Origin of the sequence: Streptomyces sp. NBC_01283, from assembly GCF_041435335.1 — a bacterium.
Classification (GTDB): domain Bacteria; phylum Actinomycetota; class Actinomycetes; order Streptomycetales; family Streptomycetaceae; genus Streptomyces.
Map to the genome: position 1 here is coordinate 8,415,135 of NZ_CP108430.1, position 19,962 is coordinate 8,435,096.

General features: G+C 70.6%; 15 protein-coding genes. 4 read left to right on the plus strand and 11 right to left on the minus strand.

Going from position 1 to position 19,962, the window contains the following annotated elements:
* The first annotated feature begins 24 nt into the window (after positions 1–24).
* The gene (locus tag OG302_RS38165; protein ID WP_371531100.1) at positions 25–1,389 is read left to right on the plus strand and encodes a GH1 family beta-glucosidase; all 1,365 of its coding nucleotides are present in this window, start codon (positions 25–27) and stop codon (positions 1,387–1,389) included.
* 148 nt (positions 1,390–1,537) lie between these two features.
* Here OG302_RS38165 and OG302_RS38170 read toward each other — a convergent pair whose 3' ends face one another.
* The 3 genes from OG302_RS38170 to OG302_RS38180 all read right to left on the minus strand — a co-directional run bounded on the left by OG302_RS38170 (position 1,538) and on the right by OG302_RS38180 (position 4,440).
* Complete coding sequence (locus tag OG302_RS38170) at positions 1,538–1,984, minus strand: SPW repeat protein (RefSeq protein ID WP_371531102.1); 447 nt, start codon at positions 1,982–1,984, stop codon at positions 1,538–1,540.
* Between the two features lie 114 nt (positions 1,985–2,098).
* Complete coding sequence (locus OG302_RS38175) at positions 2,099–4,000, minus strand: ATP-binding cassette domain-containing protein (RefSeq protein WP_371531104.1); 1,902 nt, start codon at positions 3,998–4,000, stop codon at positions 2,099–2,101.
* A complete protein-coding gene (locus tag OG302_RS38180) occupies positions 3,997–4,440 on the minus strand; it encodes an NUDIX domain-containing protein (protein ID WP_371531106.1) in 444 nt (147 codons plus the stop codon). Before OG302_RS38180 ends, OG302_RS38175 begins: the two co-directional genes overlap by 4 nt.
* A 332-nt stretch (positions 4,441–4,772) precedes the next feature.
* Between OG302_RS38180 and OG302_RS38185 the strand changes: the two genes are divergently transcribed.
* From OG302_RS38185 to OG302_RS38195, 3 genes are read left to right on the plus strand one after another with little or no spacing between them, the layout of a single operon-like run.
* Positions 4,773–5,453, plus strand: a complete 681-nt coding sequence (locus OG302_RS38185; protein WP_249591883.1) for an ABC transporter permease — start codon at positions 4,773–4,775, stop codon at positions 5,451–5,453.
* Positions 5,450–6,130 carry an ABC transporter permease gene (locus OG302_RS38190; RefSeq protein WP_361839661.1) on the plus strand — a complete coding sequence of 227 codons (681 nt, stop codon included), beginning with the start codon at positions 5,450–5,452 and terminating at the stop codon, positions 6,128–6,130. The genes OG302_RS38185 and OG302_RS38190 overlap by 4 nt, the downstream gene beginning before the upstream one ends.
* Positions 6,127–7,080, plus strand: coding sequence for an ABC transporter substrate-binding protein (locus tag OG302_RS38195; protein ID WP_371531108.1), 954 nt, complete (start codon positions 6,127–6,129; stop codon positions 7,078–7,080). Before OG302_RS38190 ends, OG302_RS38195 begins: the two co-directional genes overlap by 4 nt.
* Positions 7,081–7,096: 16 nt before the next feature.
* Here OG302_RS38195 and OG302_RS38200 read toward each other — a convergent pair whose 3' ends face one another.
* The 8 genes from OG302_RS38200 to OG302_RS38235 all read right to left on the minus strand — a co-directional run bounded on the left by OG302_RS38200 (position 7,097) and on the right by OG302_RS38235 (position 19,743).
* Entirely contained in the window at positions 7,097–8,260 is a 1,164-nt protein-coding gene (locus OG302_RS38200; protein ID WP_371531110.1) for an ABC transporter ATP-binding protein, read from the minus strand.
* 22 nt (positions 8,261–8,282) lie between these two features.
* Positions 8,283–8,936, minus strand: a complete 654-nt coding sequence (locus tag OG302_RS38205) for a lactate utilization protein C (protein ID WP_371531112.1) — start codon at positions 8,934–8,936, stop codon at positions 8,283–8,285.
* Positions 8,933–10,420 carry a lactate utilization protein B gene (locus OG302_RS38210; protein ID WP_371531114.1) on the minus strand — a complete coding sequence of 496 codons (1,488 nt, stop codon included), beginning with the start codon at positions 10,418–10,420 and terminating at the stop codon, positions 8,933–8,935. Before OG302_RS38210 ends, OG302_RS38205 begins: the two co-directional genes overlap by 4 nt.
* Complete coding sequence (locus tag OG302_RS38215) at positions 10,417–11,178, minus strand: (Fe-S)-binding protein (RefSeq protein ID WP_371531116.1); 762 nt, start codon at positions 11,176–11,178, stop codon at positions 10,417–10,419. Before OG302_RS38215 ends, OG302_RS38210 begins: the two co-directional genes overlap by 4 nt.
* Before the next feature lie 65 nt (positions 11,179–11,243).
* A complete protein-coding gene (locus OG302_RS38220; protein ID WP_371749334.1) occupies positions 11,244–12,794 on the minus strand; it encodes a rhamnulokinase family protein in 1,551 nt (516 codons plus the stop codon).
* A 485-nt stretch (positions 12,795–13,279) separates the two neighbouring features.
* Complete coding sequence (locus tag OG302_RS38225; RefSeq protein WP_371750360.1) at positions 13,280–15,337, minus strand: bifunctional aldolase/short-chain dehydrogenase; 2,058 nt, start codon at positions 15,335–15,337, stop codon at positions 13,280–13,282.
* Between the two features lie 5 nt (positions 15,338–15,342).
* Complete coding sequence (rhaI, locus tag OG302_RS38230; RefSeq protein WP_371749335.1) at positions 15,343–16,512, minus strand: L-rhamnose isomerase; 1,170 nt, start codon at positions 16,510–16,512, stop codon at positions 15,343–15,345.
* Between the two features lie 33 nt (positions 16,513–16,545).
* Positions 16,546–19,743, minus strand: a complete 3,198-nt coding sequence (locus tag OG302_RS38235; protein ID WP_371749336.1) for an alpha-L-rhamnosidase — start codon at positions 19,741–19,743, stop codon at positions 16,546–16,548.
* Positions 19,744–19,962 lie beyond the last annotated feature (219 nt).

A 19,962-nucleotide genomic window follows, 5' to 3' on the forward strand; every position in this document is an offset into this window, starting at 1 on the left:
ACATCCCCGTCTGAGAGGACGTCCGTGTCCGAGCTCATCGACCTTGCCGCACTTCCGCGCGACTTCGCGTGGGGCACGGCCACATCGGCGTACCAGATCGAAGGGGCCGTTACGCAGGGCGGCCGTTCCCCCTCGATCTGGGACACCTTCTCGCACACCCCCGGAAAGATCGACAACGGCGATCACGGCGACGTGGCCTGCGACCACTACCACCGCTGGCGCGAGGACATCGCGCTGATGGGACAACTGGGCACCAACGCCTACCGGTTGTCCCTGGCCTGGCCGCGCGTGGTGCCGGGCGGGGACGGGCCGTCCAACGCCAAGGGCCTCGACTTCTACGACCAGTTGATCGACGGGCTGCTCGAAGCGGGCATCACGCCGTCGGTGACCCTCTACCACTGGGACCTGCCGCAGGTGCTCCAGGACCGTGGTGGCTGGCCCGAGCGGGAGACCGCCGAGCACTTCGCGGCGTACGCGTCCGTCGCCGCCGAGCGCTTCGGTGACCGCGTCACCCAGTGGGCCACTCTGAACGAACCCCTCTGCTCGGCCTGGATCGGCCACCTCGAAGGGCGGATGGCACCGGGCCTGACCGACCTGACCGCCGCCGTCCGCGCCTCGTACCACCTGCTGCTCGGGCACGGTCTCGCCACCCAGGCCATTCGCGCCGCGGCGCCCGGCGCGCAGATCGGCATCGTCAACAACCTCTCCACGGTCGAGCCCGCGAGCGACCGCCCCGAGGACGTCGCCGCCGCCCGCCGCGTGGACGGGCACACCAACCGCTGGTGGCTCGACCCGGTCCACGGCCGTGGTTTCCCCGCCGACATGCGGGAGGTCTACGGGGTCGAACTCCCGGAGCAGGCAGGCGACGTGGGCACCATGGCGCAGCCGCTGGACTGGCTGGGCCTGAACTACTACTTCCCGGCCGTCGTCTCCGACGACCCCGCGGGTCCCGCGCCCTACGCCCACGAGGTGCGCCGCGAGTCAGTGCCCCGGACCGGCATGGACTGGGAGATCGACGCGAGCGGCATCGAGACGCTCCTGCTGCGTCTGACGAACGAGTACGGGGCGCGCAAGCTGTACGTCACCGAGAACGGTTCGTCCTACCCCGACGTCGTACGCCCCGACGGAACCGTCGACGACCCGGAGCGGACCGACTACCTGATCCGCCATCTCGCCGCCTGCGCGAGCGCCGCCCGCAAGGGAGCGCCGCTGGCCGGGTACTACGCGTGGTCGCTGCTCGACAACTTCGAGTGGGCCTACGGCTACGACAAGCGGTTCGGCCTGGTGCACGTCGACTACGAGACGCAGCGCCGCACCGTCAAGGGCAGCGGTCTGCGCTATGCCGACATCATCCGCGGCCACCAGGGGCGCGTGAGCCGCGCCGCCTGACGCGACGCGGGCACGCTCGACGTGTACGCGCGATCCCTCACATCCGCACAGCCGACAGCGGCTCCCGGCTCTCCGCCGATCCGGGGGCCGCTGCGGCGTCCTTGCCCCGCCTTCCCTGGCCTTCCTTCGCCTTCTTCGCCTTCCTCGGTCAGGTCGTGTTCGGCTTTCGGCCTTCCTTCGTCGCAGCGGCGGTGCACACGAGGCCCAGCAGGAGGGTGAGGCCGCCGATGATGACGTTGGTGAGGATGACGCCCATGTCCGGGCTCGTGCCGACGATCCACGGCGACACGATCATCCAGACGCCCATGGCGCACATGGCCCAGCTCAGGCTGTACATCCTGGCCGGAGCCACGGTGAACCCGAGGCCCAGCAACCCGATCGCGATGCCCATGATGAGGTTGTGGGTCGTGAGGACGGGCTGGTTCACGGTGAAGTGGACCACCCATGGGGAGATGGCACAGAAGAGACCTGTGAGGAACACAGGACCGTCCACGAGTGCCACATCGTGTCCACCGAGTACGCGGGCGTAGCGATCCCGCATTTCGGATACGTCAGGGTGAGCGGCTATGTCTCCCCTGTGTGAGACGTCGGCCATGAGACTCGTCTCCTCTGCTTGGTGCAGGCCTGATCACCTCGCGCGGCGGGATGTCGCGCATATCCATTCTGCTCTTATTTTTTCCTTATGTGTAGTTATGGGGGATGTGGGGCTCTACCGGTCCTTCGAGAGGGCGAGCAGCTCGGCGAAAAGGCCGCCTCCGTGGGCCAGCTCCTCGTAGGGCCCCTGCTCCGTGATCCGCCCGTCGCGCATGACGACGATCCGGTCCGCCACCTTGGTGTTCTCCAGCTGGTGCGTCACGACGACCGTGATCTGGTCCGCGGCGGTGGCCTTCAGCGCGTCGAGGACGTCGCGTTCGCCCCGGACGTCCATCTGCGAGGTCGGCTCGTCCAGGATCAGCAGGGGAGGGCGCCGGTAGAGCGCCCGGGAACAGGCGAGCCGCTGCCACTGACCGCCGGAGAGCTCGCAGCCGCCGAAGAGCTCGCGGGCCAGCAGGGTGTCCAGGCCGCCGGGCAGCTCCTCGATCGCGGTGCGCATGCCGACCGTGTCGAGGGCGTCCCACACCGGTCCGTCGTCGGCCGTGCGGGGCTGGCCGAGCGTGACGTTCTCCCTGGCCCGCAGCGGCCACTGGGCGAAGTTCTGCGGGACCAGGCCCGTGCGGGCCCAGACGGTGTCCGGGTCCGCCGCGGCGAGATCGACTCCGTCCCAGGTCACCGCCCCCTTGTCGGCGAGGAAGATGCCGGTGATCAGGCGTGTGAGGGTGGACTTGCCCGAGCCGTTCTCGCCGACGACGGCCACGATCTCGCCGCGGCGCAGGGTGAGGGAGACGTGGTCGACGGCGGGTGTGTCCTTGCCGGGATAGCGATAAACCGCTTCATCGACGCGGACCTCCGCCACCTGGGCCGGAGCCGTCAACTCCCCTCGCCGGGGCGCCAGTCCGTGGGCCAGGTCGAGGAACGACCGCATGTCGGCGAGGTAGAGGCTGGTGTGGAACATCGCAGCGCCGTGGATCACCACCTGGGAGAGCGCGGCCAGCGACGTCTGCACGGCGACGACCGCCGTGGCCGCGTCGGCGAGATCCACGCGCCCCGTCACGGCGAGCCAGGCCAGGGCGGCCCAGGTGCTGACGAGGAAGACCCCGCCCAGGGCCGAACTGGCCAGGACGATGCGCAGCATCCGGGGCGCGGCGGTCAGCGTGCGCCGGTCGATACGGGCGGACAGGGTCCGGTACCAGTGCAGCAGGTACCCGGACATCCCGTTCGCGCGCACCTCGTCGCTGTACTTGGGGGTGGTCGACCACCATCGCATCACCTGCCGTACGGTGCGGTCGCCGACGTTCGCGTAGTGCGTCTCGTAGGTGACGCGTGCCGAAAGGACCGCCCCGGCCCCGGCGGGCACGACGGCGAGGACGAGCAGCGGGAACATCAGCGGATGCAGCACGGAGAGCACGCCACCCGCCGTGACCATGCGGAGCAGCGATGCCGTGAACCGCGTCGCGTCCTGCACCATCAGGTGGCTGCGGGTCACCCCCGTCTCGGCCGCCTCCTGCCGGTCGGTGAACCCCGGTTGCGCGTACGCGGACGCCTCGGCCCGGCACACCGCCTCGACCAGGGCGCTGTCGGCATCCGTCGTCAGGCGCGGGGTGATGCGCCCGTCGGCGTACGAGGAGAACGCTGTGGCGGTGCGGGTGACGGCGGCGGCGACGGCGATGACCGCGAGGGCCGGGAGCGCCGAGCGCAGGCGGCCGGCGGCCGGACCGCCGCCGAGGAGGGGCTGCATGGCCGCGGCGGTGAAGGCGAGCTGCACGGCCGCGCCCGCGCCGCCGAGGAGTTGGCAGACCAGAAGAAGGAGCACGGCCCGCCGGTCGGTGTCCCAGGCCATCCGGGCCGTCCGGGCCAGGACGGACGGCAGCCGCGAGCACATGTGCCGGAACGAGGCCTCGCCGAGCGGGTTCTTGCCGGGGTTCCCCTCGAACTTGAGCTCTGCCGGAGGGGGCGGAACGGGAGCGGGCGAGGCCGGCACGGGCCGGGGCGTCGTCCTGCGGGGTGTGGTCATGCCGACCACCCCATCTCCGTGTACGTGCGGCCCGCGGCGATGCCGGTCAGGGCGACCGCGGTGTAGTCCACGAGCGGGGACGGAAGGGCGGAGTAGGGCCACCACTCCAGGGCGGTGCAGCGGTCGGGCTCGCGGATCGCGGGGGTGCCGGTGTGGGCGAGGACGTGGAAGAGGAGCTGCATCCGAGCCCGGCCGTCGTCGCCGTCGCGGTGGTGGACGATGTGCACGAGCCGGAGATCCTGCTCATGGATGGTGACGCCGAGCTCCTCGTGCGCCTCGCGCACTGCGCACCCGGTGGCGGACTCCCGTTCGAGATGGCCGGCCGGCAGGTGCCAGGTCCCGGGGGCGTAGGCGGAGCAGGGCGAGCGCAGGCCGAGCAGTACCCTGCCCGCCCGCTCGAACACAAGGTGAACACCGACAATGTTGGCGTGCAGTTCCAATGGGGCTCCCTGGCGGCTTCGGTACGGACAGACGCTCGGGAAACCGCGCCGAGTGGTGGTACGTAACGGTGACGCGGGAGCGATGTGTCGCCCTAAAGTTCGATGCCGCGCCATGATGCCGCTGGAGACCCGTGCCGGTGGGCCGATAGGCCGTGATCTTGCGTTCGATTCACTCTGGCGGATCGAACCACCCGATCCGGGGATTGCCGCTGCGGGGCCTGCCCCGGCGCTCGTACGGGCGAATCCGCGGTGAACCGGTGGCGGACCGGCCCTACGCCCGTACGGGCCACCAGAACGCGCCGACCCCCGCCGCCGCCCGCTGGAATGGACACGTGACCGCGCCCCCGGACGACTGCCTCGCGCGCAACGAGTGGATCTGCGGTGAGTATCTGAGCACCCGCCGCCAGATCATCGTCGACGCGGTCCTCCAGCATCTGGAGCTGACCGCCGTCTCCGTCCTCATCGCGCTCGTCATCGCCGTGCCGCTCGCCGTCGTCGCCCGCCGCTGGGCCCTGGCGGCCGGCCCCGTCCTGGCGCTGACCACGGTCCTCTACACGATCCCCTCGCTCGCGATGTTCTCGCTGCTGCTCCCCGTGTACGGCCTCTCCGCGTCCCTCGTCGTCGCGGGACTCGTCCTGTACTCACTGACGCTGCTCGTCCGCAACATCCTGGCCGGGCTGCGCGCCGTCCCCGAAGACACCCGGCAGGCCGCCCGCGGCATGGGCTACGGGCCGATCCGGCTGCTGCTCACCGTCGAACTGCCGCTCGCCCTGCCCGCCGCCATGGCGGGTCTGCGCATCGCCACCGTCTCCGCGGTCTCCCTCGTCACGGTCGGCGCGATCGTCGGCTTCGGCGGCCTGGGGAACCTCATCTATGCGGGCATGAACACCTACTTCAAGGCGCAGGTCCTGACCGCCTCCGTGCTGTGTGTCGTCATCGCCGTACTGGCCGATCTGCTGCTCCTCGGCGTGCAGCGGATCCTCACTCCGTGGACGAGGGCGGTCCGCTCATGAACACCCTCAGCGATGCCTGGCAGTGGCTCACCGACTCGGCGCACTGGGCGGGTGACGACGGCATCTGGCACCGGCTCACCCAGCACCTCGTCCTCACCGTGGTGTGCCTGATCCTCAGCTGCCTGATCGCGCTGCCGGTCGCACTCGTGCTCGGCCACCTCGGCAAGGGCGGCGCCCTCGCGGTCAACATCTCCAACGTCGGCCGCGCGGTCCCCACCTTCGCGGTCCTCGTACTGCTGCTCCTGACCCCCATCGGACGGTGGGGAGAGGGCCCCACCGTCGTCGCGCTCGTCCTGTTCGCCGTGCCGCCGCTGCTCACCAACGCGTACGTCGGGATGCGCGGGGTCGACCGCAGCGTCGTACAGGCCGCGCGCGGCATGGGCATGACGGGACGGCAGATGCTGTGGCGGGTCGAACTGCCGCTCGCCATGCCGCTGGTCCTGAGCGGGGTGCGGATCGCGGCCGTACAGCTCGTGGCCACCGCCACGATCGCGGCGCTCGCGGGCGGGGGCGGCCTCGGCCGGATCATCACGGCGGGCTTCAACCTGGCGAGCACCCCGCAGGTGGTGGCGGGCGCCGTACTGGTCGCCGTGTTCGCGCTGATCGTCGAGGGGCTCTTCGAGATCGGCGAACGGCTCGCCCCCGGATGGGCGCGGGGGAGAGGAAAGACCGGATGAGGCGGCGGAGCGCGGGACGGGGTACGGCGGTCGCGGCCGGTCTCGCGCTGCTGCTGGCCGGCTGCTCATCGGGACCGTCCCTGGAGACCCGGGGCGAAGTGACGGCGCCGCCCGGGGACAGCCATCACCTGGTGGTCGGTTCCGCCGGCTTCACCGAGAGCGATCTGCTCGCCCAGATGTACTCCCTGCTCCTGGAGAAGGCCGGATACAGCGCGGAGATCCTCTCCGTGGCCAACCGCGAGCTGTACGAACCCGCCCTGGAATCCGGGCAGATCGACGTCGTCCCCGAGTACGCGGCGACGTTCGCGGACTGGCTGAACGCCAAGAAGAACGGCGCGGACGCGAAGCCGGTCGGCTCGCCCGACCTGGACGCCACGATGAAGGCCCTGCGCGGCCTCGCCGCCCCGCGCGGCCTCACCGTCCTCGATCCGGGCAGCGCCGTCGACCAGAACGCGTTCGCCGTCACCGCGTCCTACGCCCGGCAGCACCGCCTGAAGACACTGAGCGACCTCGGCAAGTCCGGCCTGAAGGTACGCCTCGCCGCGGGCGACGAATGCGTGCAACGCCCGTACTGCGAACCCGGCCTGAAGAAGGTCTACGGCATCGACATCACCTCCGTCGACCCCAAGGGCGTGGGCACGACACAGGCCAAGAAGGCTGTGCAGAGCGGGCAGGACCAGATGGTCCTGACCACGTCGACGGACGCCACGCTCGACAACTTCGGCCTCGTCCTGCTGAAGGACGACAAGAAACTCCAGAACGCCGACTACATCGTCCCGGTCGTGAACCGCTCCCGCGCGGGCAGCGAGGGCGTGTCCAAGGCACTCGGCCGCCTCAACTCCGTACTGACGACGGCGGACCTCGCCTCCATGAACGAACAGGTCGACAGCTGGCGCAGGCTGCCCCAGGACGTGGCACGGACCTACCTGGAGGAGAAGGGCCTGCTGTGATGCCCGCCGCCCCGGTTCAGGCGTCGGCCACCGAGTCGAACTCCACCTGATCCCGGGGCACGCCCTGTGCGTCCGCGTCCACCGAGCGGCGCAGGGCCTCGTGCAGCTTCGCCGGGGTCAGGACGCCGAGGAAGCGGGCCCCGTCGAGGACCGCGACCCAGCCCGCGTCGTGCTGGAGCATGACGCCGAACGCCTGCTTCAGGGGGGCGCCCACCGGGACCCACGCCTTCATGCGATGGGCCAGGTCGCCTACTCTGCCGCCCTCTCCGGCGAGGGCCACCTCGTCGATGCCGACCCAGCCGTGCAGATCTCCGCCCGTGTCCAGGACGACGCCCCAGCGGGCATCCTCCTCGCGCAGCCGGGCCGCGGCGTGTGCGGCGGGCTCGTCGAGACGGACCACCGTCGGCTGCTCCAGGTCCTCCGGCAGGATCTCGGTGACCGAGAGACGCTTCAGGCCACGGTCGGCGCCCACGAACCCGGCGACGTACGGCGTCGCCGGAGTGCCGAGCACCGCCCCGGGGGTGTCGTACTGCTCGATCCGCCCCTGCCCGTACACCGCGATCCGGTCGCCGAGCCTGACCGCCTCCTCGATGTCGTGCGTGACCAGGAGAACCGTCTTGCGGACCGTCGCCTGCATCCGCAGGAACTCGTCCTGCAACTGCTCGCGCACCACCGGGTCGACCGCCCCGAACGGCTCGTCCATGAGGAGTACGGGCGGGTCGGCGGCCAGGGCACGCGCCACGCCGACGCGCTGGCGCTGCCCGCCGGACAACTGCTCGGGGTAACGGGAGCCGTACGTCTTCGGGTCGAGGCCCACCAGGTCGAGCAGCTCGGCGGCGCGTGCCCGTGCCTTCGCCTTCTTCCAGCCGATCAGCGCGGGGACGGTCGCCGTGTTGTCGAGGATCGTCCGGTGCGGGAAGAGCCCCACCTGCTGGATGACATAGCCGATACGGCGGCGAAGGCGGACCGGGTCGACGTCCGCGATGTTCTCGCCGTTCACGAAGATGCGGCCCGCGGTCGGCTCGATGAGGCGGTTCACCATCATCATCGTGGTCGTCTTGCCGCAGCCGGACGGTCCGACGAGCGTGACCAGTTCTCCCTCGGCGACCTCGAAGGACAGCTCGTCCACGGCCATCGTGCCGTCCGGGTAGCGCTTGCTCACCTGCTCGAACCGGATCATGCACTCACGCTAACCGCGGCCTTCAGACTCCGCTCACCAGCACCACCTCCAGGGTGCGCGGGCCGTGCACGCCCTCCACCCGGTCCAGTTCGATGTCGCTGGTGGCGGACGGTCCCGAGATCCAGGTCAGCGGGCGGGCGGGATCGAGCCGTTCGAGTGCCTGCGGGACCGAGGAGACCACCTGGTCAGGGGCGCGTACGACACAGATGTGGTGATCGGGGACGAGCGTGATGCGCCGGCGGCCCTGGTCGGGGCCGCCGTCCAGGACGATCGTGCCGGTCTCGGCGACGGCGACCGCGCAGCCGGTGACGACGCTGTCGACGTCGTCGAGCTCGTGCGGGGTGCTCGTGGCGCGGTCGGGGACGCTGGTCGCGTCGGTGGCCGCGAGCCAGTGCGGCGGCAGGCCGGGCGGCGCGAGCACGGTCCGCGCGTCGCGTGCCGCGAGCAGGCGGGTGAGCAGCTCGGGCAGCTCCTCGTCCGTGCAGTGGTGCACGAGCGCGCGATAGTCGGCGAGGTTCTCCGCGAGCAGCTCGACGGTCTGCTCCGTGGTGCGGTCGCCGTGCTCGCGCAGGTAGTCGCGCGGGACGGCCCGTTCGTAGGCGTACGTCTCCTTGTCGTCCGGGATGTCCGCCAGCGCCCGTCGGACGCGGCCCAGGATCTGGTCCCTGCTGCTCACTTCTTGCCGCCCTCCTCGGCCCGTCCGCCATTCGTACGCCGCCACCAGTCACGGAACGGCTCGGCGGGCACCTTCGGCAGATCCCGCGTCGCACTCCAGGCCTGCCCCGGTCCGGGAAGCGTGCGCGGATGGAGCCGCCGGGTCCCGGACGCCAGCCGCTGTCCGGCCCGCAGCGCCCCCGGGCGGCCGAACGCCCAGCCCGCCGCGCGCATCGCCGCCCGCTCCGCGGCGTGCCCCTTCGCGGGCCGCAGCGTCGCCCTCGTGCCGTTCCGCGTCACTTCGCCGCCCTGAACCACCCGCTCCCGCAGATGGACGAGGACTTCGGGGATGTCGATGGCCACCGGGCACACCTCGTAGCAGGCGCCGCAGAGCGACGACGCGTACGGGAGCGAGGCGTCGATCTCGCTCTGGGTGCCGCGGAGTTGGGGACTGAGGATCGCCCCGATGGGGCCGGGGTAGACCGAGCCGTACGCGTGGCCCCCGGCCCGTTCGTACACGGGGCAGACGTTCAGGCAGGCCGAGCAGCGGATGCAGCGCAGGGCCTGGCGGCCCACCTCGTCGGCGAGCGTGTCGCTGCGGCCGTTGTCGAGGAGCACGAGGTGGAAGGTGCTCGGCCCGTCCTCCTCGGCCGTGCCGGTCCACATTGATGTGTACGGGTTCATCCGCTCGGCCGTCGAGGAACGGGGGAGCGTCTGGAGAAAGACCTCCAGGTCCCGCCAGGTCGGCACGATCTTCTCGATGCCGACGACCGAGATCAGCGTCTCGGGGAGCGTCAGGCACATACGGCCGTTGCCCTCCGATTCGACGACGACCAGGGTGCCCGTCTCCGCGACCATGAAGTTCGCCCCGGAGACACCGACCTTGGCGCGCAGAAACTTCTCCCGGAGGTGGAGACGGGCGGCCTCGGCAAGCTCGGCGGGCGTGTCGGTGAGGCCGTCGGGGGCGGGCCGGCCCCACTCGCTCATCTCGCGCGCGAAGATCTCGCGGATCTCACCGCGGTTGCGGTGGATGGCGGGTACCAGGATGTGCGAGGGACGGTCCTTGCCCAACTGCACGATGAGTTCTGCGAGGTCGGTCTCGTACGCGTGAATGCCCGCGGCCTCCAGCACTTCGTTCAGGCCGATCTCCTGCGTGGCCATCGACTTGACCTTGACGACCTCACTCTCGCCGGTTGCCTTGACCAGCGCGGTCACGATGCGGTTCGCCTCGTCGGCGTCCGCCGCCCAGTGCACGGTGCCGCCCGCCGCCGTGACCGACTCCTCCAACCGGACCAGATGGCGGTCGAGATGGCGCAGCGTCTCGTCCTTGATCCGCTTGCCCGCCTCGCGGAGCTGCGCCCAGTCGTCCAACTCGGCGACGGCGCGGGCCCGTTTGTCGCGGATGGTGTGCGTGGCGTGCCGCAGATTGGCGCGCAGGGTCTTGTTGCCCACCGCCTCGCGGGCCGCCGTGGGGAAGGCGGGCATGCCGACGAACGTGCCGCTCATACGAGGGGCTCCTCTTCCGTGCTCGCAAGGATCTCCGCGATGTGGACCGGGCGCAGGCCGCTCCTGAGGCGGGACATCGTGCCCCCGATGTGCATCAGACAGGAGTTGTCCGCCGCGCACAGGGCGTCGGCGCCCGTCGACTCGGCGTTGCGTACCTTGTCCGTGCCCATCGCGGCCGAGACATCGGAGTTCTTCATCGCGAAAGTGCCGCCGAAACCGCAGCACTCGTCCGCGCCCGGGAGCTCGATCAGCTCCAGGCCCTTGACCGCCTGGAGCAGCCGGGTGGGGCGGTCGCCGAGGCCGAGACTGCGCAGACCGTGACAGGTCGGGTGGTACGTCACCGCGTGCGGGTAGTACGCCCCGACGTCCGTCACACCGAGGACGTCCACCAGGAACTCGGTCAGTTCGTACGTCTTGGGCACCACGGGCGCCAACGTCGTCGCCAGGCCCTCGCCGCGGCCCTCGGCACGGGCCCGTTCTCCCATACGGGGGTACAGCTCGCGGACCATCGCACCGCACGAACCGGACGGCGTCACGACCGCGTCGTACTCCTCCGAGCCGAAAACATCGGAGAAATGACGGGCGAGCGGCTCTGCCTGGTGCCGGTAACCCGTGTTGTAGTGCGCCTGCCCGCAGCAGGTCTGCGCCATCGGGAAGTCGACGTCAACTCCCAGCCTGGTCAGCAGTTTCACCACAGCGCGGCCCGTGTCGGGATAGAGCGTGTCGTTGACACAGGTCAGGAACAGAGCGACACGCATCGCGGGTTCCTCCTCGTCGGTCATCGGATGGTTGCAGCGTATGCGCTACGCGCGCTTTGCGGGAGTCATGCTGCCGGGACGCGTCGCGACGCCTCGTCCCACGCCGCGTGGCTCGCCGTGTCGCCGGTCGGCTCGTACCGCGTCAGCTGCTGGGTGCGGGCCAGCAGAGCGCGCATCTCGTGGCGGTCCCGCAGGAGCCCCTGCGCTCTAGCCTGCACGAGTACGTTGCCCAGCGCGGCCGCCTCCGCGGGCCCCGCCACCACGGGCAGCCCGCAGGCGTCCGCGGTCAGTTGGCACAGCAGCGCGTTGCGGGCGCCGCCGCCGACTATGTGGATCACGTCCACGGTCCGGTCCGCGAGACGCTGGGCGTCCTCGATGGCCCGGCGGTGCGCCAGGGCCAGGGAGTCGAGGATGCAGCGTGTCGTCTCCGCGGGGGTACGGGGGGCGGGCTGGCCGGTGGCCTCGCAGGCCTGGGCGATGCGGTGCGGCATGTTGTCGGGGGGCAGGAAGGCGGGGTCTGCCGCGTCGACGAGGGAGCGGAGTGCGGGGGAGCGGGCCGCTTCACGGAGGAGGGCTTCGAGGCTTCCGGTGCCGCTGGCTGTGCTGGTGGTTGAGGTGGTTTCCCAGGTGCGTTGGCATTCCTGGAGGAGCCACAGGCCCATGATGTTCCGCAGGTAGCGGACCGTGCCGTCTATGCCCAGCTCATTGGTGAAGTTGGCTTCGCGGCTCTCCTCCGTGCGGATGGGGGCGGGCAGCTCCAGGCCCGCCAGTGACCAGGTGCCGGTGCAGATGTAGGCGAAGTCGTCGGTCGTGGCGGGGACGGCGGCGACGGCTGACGCGGTGTCGTGCGAGGCGACCGTCGTCACGGGGACGGGCGAGGCGAGGCCGGTGTCGTCGAGGACCTGGGGGAGCAGGTGGCCTGCCGGGGCGCCAGGCTGCCGCAGGGGAGGGAACAGCCCCAGGTCGACGCCGAGGAGCGTCGCCACTTCGTGGGACCAGTCGCCTGTTCCGGGGTCCACCAACTGGGTGGTGGAGGCGTTGGTCAGCTCCGTGCCGAGTTCGCCTGTCAGCCAGTACGTCAGGAGGTCAGGAATCAGCAACAGGTGCCTTGCGGATGCCAGTTGGGCGGACTCCTGGGCGGCGATCAGTTGGTACAGGGTGTTGAAGGGGGCGTACTGGATGCCTGTCGTGGCGTAGAGGTCGATGGGAGGGACGGTCGCCCACGCTTTGGCGGCGATGCCTTCGGTGCGGGAGTCCCGGTAGTGCACCGGGTTGCCGAGGAGGACGCCGTCCGCGTCGAGGAGGCCGTAGTCGACTGCCCAGCCGTCGATGCCGATGGAGGTGAGGGGGGTGGCGGAGCCGGAGCCGGAGCCTGCGGCGCGGAGGCCGTCGATGATCCCGGCGTACAGCGACAGGACGTCCCAGTGCAGGGTGCCGGCGGTGCGGACGGGGCGGTTGGGGAAGCGGTGTGCCTCTTGGAGGGTGAGGGTGTCGGGTCCTGCCTCGGCCACCATGACGCGTCCGCTGGAGGCACCCAGGTCGATGGCGGCGAAGCGGTGTGGTGAGCGGGGGGTGCGGTGCTGGCCGGGTTGGGGGTTGAGGTTGAGGTTGGGCATGGGGGCTCGCAGGGGTTGAAGGTTGGTGCGGGTGCGGGTGCGGACGTAGGGGACGGGGCGGGTGCGGTTGCGTGTGCCGGTAGTCGGTGGGCGCGTCGTGGCTCGTGGGGCGGGGCCGCGCCGGTATGTCCGTCCTCGCTATCTCGGTTTGAGCGCATGGGTGCTTCGGCCCCGGAGTCCTTCTTGCCGTGCTCCGGGCAGACATACCGCCACGTCCCCTCCGGTCGGATCCGCGGCTGCGGGTTGGAGAGGCTTCCGGGATTCCCTGGGGCCGCGTCGGTCCGCAACCGCCTGTTCGGCCGGAGTCGGAGGGGCTCCCTCGGCCGCAGGGGTGGCTTAGGACCCGCGCGGCCCTCCCCGGCGGGCCCCTCGCCGGCTCCATTCCCTTCCGTCGGGTGGGTGGGTAGACGGGCGGCGGCCCGCTTGGCTGGGTCGGCCCCCTCCGGGGCGGGTGCGCTGCTGATGGCCGGAGGGGGAGGGCGGTGTTACCTGAGGAACGCCCCCGCGACGCCCGCGTCCACGGGTATGTGCAGGCCCGTCGTGTGGGTCAGGTCGCCTGCTGTGAGAGCGAAGACCGCGTTTGCCACGTGTTCGGGGAGTACCTCTCGCTTGAGCAGGGTTCGTTGGGCGTAGAACTCGCCCAGGTTCTCCTCCTCGATCCCGTACGTCGCCGCGCGCTGCGCGCCCCAGCCGCCAGCGAAGATTCCCGAGCCGCGGACCACGCCGTCCGGGTTGATGCCGTTCACGCGGATGCCGTGTTCGCCCAACTCGGCTGCGAGGAGGCGGACTTGGTGGGCCTGGTCTGCCTTGGTGGCGGAGTACGCGATGTTGTTCGGGCCCGCGAACACCGCGTTCTTGGACGTGATGTAGATGATGTCGCCGCCCAGCGCCTGGTCGCGCATGATGCGGGCCGCCTCGCGGGAGACGAGGAAGGAGCCGCGGGCCATGATGTCGTGCTGCAGGTCCCAGTCTCGGGCCGTGGTGTCGAGCAGGGGCTTGGAGATGGAGATGCCCGCGTTGTTCACCACCAGGTCGACTCCGCCGAAGGCGAGGGCCGTGGCGGCGAATGCGCTCGTGATCTGCTCCTCGGAGGTGACGTCCATGGGGATGGCCATGGCTTTGTCGGGGCCGCCCAGCTCTTCCGCGACGGCTGCGGCGCTTTCCGCGTCGAGGTCCGCCACCGCCACGCACGCGCCCTCCGCGACCAGGCGGTGCGCGATCGCCTTTCCGATGCCGCTGCCCGCGCCGGTCACGAGGGCGACGCGGGTGGCCAGGGGCTTGGGGCGAGGCAGGCGTTGAAGCTTGGCCTCCTCCAGTGGCCAGTACTCGATGCGGAATTTCTCCGACTCATCGATCGGCGCGTAGGTGGAGACGGCCTCGGCGCCGTGCATGACGTTGATCGCGTTCACATAGAACTCGCCCGCCACGCGGGCCGTCTGCTTGTCCTTGCCGAAGGAGAACATTCCTACGCCCGGGACGAGGACGATCGCAGGGTCGGCGCCGCGCATCGCGGGTGAGGCCGGGTCGGCGTGGCGGGTGTAGTACGCCGCGTACTCCTCTCGGTATGCGGTGTGCAGTTCCTTGAGGCGGGTGACGGTCTCGTGGAGGGGTGTGGTGGGCGGCAGGTCCAGGACCAGGGGCCTGATCTTCGTGCGGAGGAAGTGGTCGGGGCAGGAGGTGCCCAGGGCCGCCAGGCGCGGGTGTTCCGTGGCGGCCAGGAAGTCGAGGACCGTGTCCGTGTCGGTGAAGTGGCCGACCTGGGGGTGGTCCTGCGAGGCCAGTGAGCGGATGCGCGGGGCCAGTTCGGCCGCACGTCGGTGGCGTGCGGCGGTGGAGAGGGGGGCGTACCCGTCCAGTGCCGGGCCGAACGGGGCCGGTTTTCCCCGTTCGGCGAGGAACGCCTCCGCCGTGCGGATGATGTGCAGCGAGTTGCGCTCGCACTCGTCGGCCGTGGCACCCCAGGCCGTGATGCCGTGACCGCCCAGAACGCAGCCGACGGCTTCGGGGTTGGCCGCCTGTACGGCTGCGATGTCCAGGCCGAGCTGGAAACCGGGTCGGCGCCACGGCACCCAGGCCACCGTGGGGCCGAAGCACTCGGCCGTCAGCTTCTCGCCGTCCGCGGCGCAGGCCAGGGCGATGCCCGAGTCCGGGTGCAGATGGTCCACGTGCGGCGCGTCCACCAAGGCGTGCATCGCGGTGTCGATGGACGGCGCCGCGCCGCCCTTGCCGTGCAGGCAGTAGTCGAAGGCGCCGACCATCTCGTCCTCACGGTCCGGACCGCCGTACACCTCCTTGAGCGCGTGGAGGCGGTCCAGGCGCAGGACAGCCAGGCCCTCCTCGGTGAGGGTGCCCAGATCGCCGCCCGAGCCCTTGACCCACATCAGGTCGGTGTCCGCGCCCGTGACCGGATCGGGGGCCGTGCCCTTCGCCGACGCGTTGCCGCCCGCGTAATTCGTGTTGCGCGGGTCGGCGCCCAACCGGTGGGCGCGGTCGAGAAGTTCCCCGACCCGTGCGTGCTGTGCATGCTGCGCGTGCTGTGTCATGTCGCTCATGCCCCCCATCCGGCCTGCTCGCCGCCCACGCGGTCCTTGACGATCTGCTCCTGCCAGCCTGACTGCTGATAGGCCCTCATGGGATCAGGGTCGAGCCCCGACTCCTCCCTGACTTCTGCCAGCAGGGGCCGGACGTCGGTGTTGAACGCGTCCATCATCGCCGCGTTGGCGGCCAGCACATCGCCGGTCCGCTGGGCCTCCGCCAGGGCGTCCGCGTCGACGAGGAGGGCCTTCGCCGTGGCCTCCTGCACGTTCATCACCGAGCGGATGATCGCCGGGATCTTCGCCTCGATGTTGTGGCACTGGTCGAGCATGAACGCGATGTCCGAGTTCAGGCCGCCGCCCCGGACGACCTCGTACATGATCCGGAAGAGCTGGAAGGGGTCCGCGGCACCCGCCATCAGGTCGTCGTCCGCGTAGAAACGCGAGTTGAAGTCGAAACCGCCCAGGCGGCCCTCGCGCAGGAGGGTCGCGACGATGAACTCGATGTTGGTGCCGGGCGCGTGGTGACCCGTGTCGACGACGACCTGCGCCTTCGGCCCGAGCTTCAGGCAGTGCGCGTAGGCGGTGCCCCAGTCCGGGATGTCCGTCGCGTAGAAGGCGGGCTCGAAGAGCTTGTACTCGATGAGCATGCGCTGGTCGTCACCGAGACGGTCGTAGGTGGTCCGCAGGGCCTCCGAAAGGCGGTCCTGGCGGGCGCGGAGATCGTCCTGCCCGGGGTAGTTGGTGCCGTCGGAGAACCACAGCTTCAGGTCGCGCGAACCCGTCGCGTCCATGATGTCCACGCACTCCAGCAGGTGGTCGAGCGCCTTGCGCCGGACCGTCGGGTCCGGATTGGTGACCGAGCCGAGTTTGTAGTCGTCGTCCTGGAAGACATTGGCGTTGATCGCGCCGAGCGTCACGCCGCGCTCGGCGGCGTACTCCGCCAGGGCCGCGTAGTCGTCGACCTTGTCCCAGGGGATGTGCAGGGCCACCCGGGGCGCCACACCGGTGTGGGCGTGCACCCGGGCGGCGTCGTCCAGCTTCTCCCGGGTCGTGCGGGGGACGCCTGGCTGCGCGAAGACCTTGAAGCGCGTACCGGAGTTGCCGTACGCCCAGGAAGGGGTCTCCAGGGCCTGGGTGGTGAGTGCCGCTTTCACGGCTTCCTTGCTGGTTCCGGCGGTCATCGCGCAGCCTTCCGAAAGAGCGGTCGGGGTGGGTCAGTTGGAGAATCGGTGCGTGCCGGAGGCGGCGGCGAAGACGGCGCAGCCGTCCTCCATCCGCAGGAACTCCGCCGCGTCGTGCGTCACTTGCGTGCGTTTCTCCGCGGGAATCCACACCTCCGCCGTGGTGTTGGCGGGCAGGGTCAGGGTGAGACGGAACCCTTCGTCGTCCGTCTTCCAGTGGGTGGTGACCGGTCCGTAGAGGGCGTCGAAGCTGCCCTGGGCCTCGGTCACGCCGCCGCCGGGGCGCGGGCGGACGAGGATCTTGCGGAAACCCGGGTCGGCCGGTGCGATGCCCGCGATGTTGGCGTACATCCACTCGCCCACCGAGCCGTAGGCGTAGTGGTTGAAGGAGTTCATGCCCGCGTCCTGGAAGCTGCCGTCCGGCTTGATGGAGTCCCAGCGTTCCCACATCGTCGTGGCGCCCTTGTCGATCTGGTAGCCCCAGCCGGGGAAGGACTTCTGGACGAGGAGGCGGTAGGCGACATCCGTGTGGCCGGTGGCAGTCAGGACGGGGAGCAGCCGGGGTGTGCCCAGGAAGCCCGTCGAGAGGTGCCAGTCCTTGGACTTGATGAGCTCCACCAGGCGGGCGGCCGCCGGTGCGCGGTCGCCCTCGGCGAGCAGATCCATCGACAGGGCCAGGACGTACGCGGTCTGCGTGTCGCCCTTCACCCGCCCGCCGTCGCTCACATACGCCGCGCGGAAGGCGTCACGGACGCTGCCGAACAGCTTCTTGTACGGGGCCGGGTCCTTGCCCAGCGCCTCGGCCGCCTGCGCGACCAGGTCGGCGCTGTGCGCGAAGTAGGCGGTGCCGATGACATCCTTGGGAGTCTCGTCCTGGATGTTGAGCCAGTCTCCGTAGCCCTCGGCGGGGCGCAGATACCCCGAGCTGTGCTTCTCCAGGTAGTCGAGCCACTTCAGCATCGAGGACCAGGACTGCTCCAGGACGCGGGCGTCCCCGTACGCCTGGTACAGCGCCCAGGGCACGGTCACTCCGGCGTCGCCCCAGCCGGCCACGCCCTTGCCGACCGTGCCGACGAACGGTGCCACGTCGGTGAAGGCGCCGTCGTCGGCCTGGCCGTCGCGCAGGTCGTCGAGCCACTTGGTGAGGAAGCGCGCCGACTCCATCGTGTAGGCGGCGGTCGGCGCGAAGACATTGATGTCGCCGGTCCAGCCGAGCCGCTCGTCACGGGCGGGGGTGTCGGTCGGGACGGAGAGGAAGTTGCCGCGCTGGCCCCAGGTGATGTTGCTGTGCAGCTGGTTGAGCATGGGGACGTTCGTCTTGAAGTCCATCGTGAAGGGCGCCGACGTGTGGATCACGCGCCCCGTCACCGCGTCGAGCGGCGGCTTGCCCGGGTAGCCCGTCACCTCCACGTAGCGGAAGCCGTGGAAGGTGAAGCGCGGCTCGTACGTCTCCTTGCCGCCGCCCTTGAGCGTGTAGGTGTCCGTGGCGCGGGCGGACCGCAGATTGGTGGTGTAGACCGTGCCGTCGGGGTTCAGGACCTCCGCGTGGCGCAACTGGACCTTTGTGCCCGCCTTCCCGGAGACGGTGAGGCGGACCGCGCCGACCATGTTCTGACCGAGGTCGAAGACGAAGACGCCTGGCTTCGGCTCAGTCACCTTCCGGGCGGATATCTCGCTCTCCACGCGCGTGTGCCCGTCGATCTGGGCCACGACGGCGGCCTTGACCTTCTCGACGGCGTCCACCGCGACCCACTTCGAGTCGTCGAAGCCTGTGCGCGTCCAGCCCGCGGTCTCCAGGCGGGCGTCATAGTCCTCGCCCGACAGGAGGTCTGCGGCGGTGACCGGGCCGGTGGCGGCGCGCCAGTCGGTGCCGGACAGCACACGGTCGGTGGAGCCGTCGGTGTACGTGACCTCCAACTGGGCCAGGAACGCCGGTCGGTCGCCGTACTGATGCGGGCCGAACATGCCGACGTTGCCCGCGTACCAGCCGACCGCCACCGTCACGCCGAGCGCGTTGGCACCGGGCTTGAGCTGCTTGGTCACGTCGTACGTCTGGTACTGGACCCGCTTGTTGTAGTCGGTCCAGCCGGGTGCCAGGCGGTCGTCGCCGACGCGCTCGCCGTTCAGCCAGGCGTCGTAGAGGCCGAGGGCCGTGGAGTACAGGCGGGCCCGCGCGACGGTCCTGCCAGGCCGCAGGCGGAACTCGTGGCGCAGTTGGGCGGCGGGGCAGTGGTTGGCGGCGACCTTCCCCCAGGGGCCCGAGCCCCAGGCGGCGAGGACCTTGGCGGCAGCCCAGGAGCCGTCGTCGTACCCCGCCGACTCCCAGTCGCCCGAGGGCTCCTTGTCGGTGGTCTTCCACGTGCCGTCGGTGGTGACGGTGCGCTTGCCGTCGGCGGTCGTCAGCTCAAGGAGCCCGAGCAGACCCGCGGGCCCGGTCGTGGCGTTGGTGGCCGAGACGGCGATGACCGCGGTGCCCGCGCGAAGCTGCCCGGTCACGTCGACGACGGCGGGGCGGCGCCAGTTGTCGGCGGCGCTGTCCGCCTCGGTGTGCGCCACCTGCGTGCCGTTCACATACGCGGTGCAGCCGTCGTCGGCCGTCATGACCAGCCGCGCCCCGGTGACCCCTTCGGGGACATCGACGCGGCCACGGAACCAGCGGGTGGCGGCCGGCGCGCTGGTCGCGGGGTCCCCCTCGGGGAACCAGATCCACGAGGCGTCGTCCAGGGCGGGTGCGCCGACGAGGGAGGCGGGCGCGCCGATCCAGCGCGCCGTCCAGTCCTTCGCCGCGGAGAGCCCCGTCTCCCACCAGGAGGCCTCGCTCCACTCGGACGCGTCGCCCGCGGCGTCCCAGACGCGGACCGACCAGTAGTAGCGCGTACGGGACTTGAGGTCGGGGCCCGCGTACGGGACCAGGACGGAGTCGCCGGACGTGACCTTGCCGCTGTCCCAGACGTCGGGCTTCGTGAGGCGGTTCGCCGCGGTGGCCACACGCACCTGATAGGCGGTCTGCGCCTGGCCCTCCTTGGCGGACGCCAGGGGCCAACTCAGCCTCGGGCGCGGCACGTCGAGACCGAGCGGGTGTCTCACGTACTCCACGGTCGGTCTGGTCACGCGGAGGGCCCGGCCCCCCGCGGAGGGGGCGGCGACGGCCGCCGGAACGGCCCCGGGGGCCATCGCCGTTCCCAGGGCGGCCGTGGCGGTGGTGCTGAGCAGTCGTCTTCTGCTGATCACAATTCGGCTCCGTAACGACTCGACGATGAATCGTTTCACGAGAGGCGAAGCTAGGGAGCGCGCTGCCCGCTGTCAAGAGCCCTTGGCTGCTTCAGCCTTGGTGCACCAAGTCACGACAGGATTTTCAAGTCATGCCCATTGACGCGGCAGTTGGCGCGGGTTTAGCTTCCCTGAAAATTGATTGAAACCTTTCACCCCAGGTGTCCGGCGGGTGCCCCC

Excerpts from the sequence above, each read along its gene's own strand:
- OG302_RS38170 (WP_371531102.1), bottom strand. The coding sequence starts at position 1,984 with ATGGCCGACGTCTCACACAGGGGAGACATAGCCGCTCACCCTGACGTA.
- OG302_RS38175 (WP_371531104.1), bottom strand. The coding sequence starts at position 4,000 with ATGACCACACCCCGCAGGACGACGCCCCGGCCCGTGCCGGCCTCGCCC.
- OG302_RS38190 (WP_361839661.1), top strand. The coding sequence starts at position 5,450 with ATGAACACCCTCAGCGATGCCTGGCAGTGGCTCACCGACTCGGCGCAC.
- OG302_RS38195 (WP_371531108.1), top strand. The coding sequence starts at position 6,127 with ATGAGGCGGCGGAGCGCGGGACGGGGTACGGCGGTCGCGGCCGGTCTC.
- OG302_RS38200 (WP_371531110.1), bottom strand. The coding sequence starts at position 8,260 with ATGATCCGGTTCGAGCAGGTGAGCAAGCGCTACCCGGACGGCACGATG.
- OG302_RS38210 (WP_371531114.1), bottom strand. The coding sequence starts at position 10,420 with ATGAGCGGCACGTTCGTCGGCATGCCCGCCTTCCCCACGGCGGCCCGC.
- OG302_RS38215 (WP_371531116.1), bottom strand. The coding sequence starts at position 11,178 with ATGCGTGTCGCTCTGTTCCTGACCTGTGTCAACGACACGCTCTATCCC.
- OG302_RS38220 (WP_371749334.1), bottom strand. The coding sequence starts at position 12,794 with ATGCCCAACCTCAACCTCAACCCCCAACCCGGCCAGCACCGCACCCCC.
- OG302_RS38225 (WP_371750360.1), bottom strand. The coding sequence starts at position 15,337 with ATGACACAGCACGCGCAGCATGCACAGCACGCACGGGTCGGGGAACTT.
- rhaI (WP_371749335.1), bottom strand. The coding sequence starts at position 16,512 with ATGACCGCCGGAACCAGCAAGGAAGCCGTGAAAGCGGCACTCACCACC.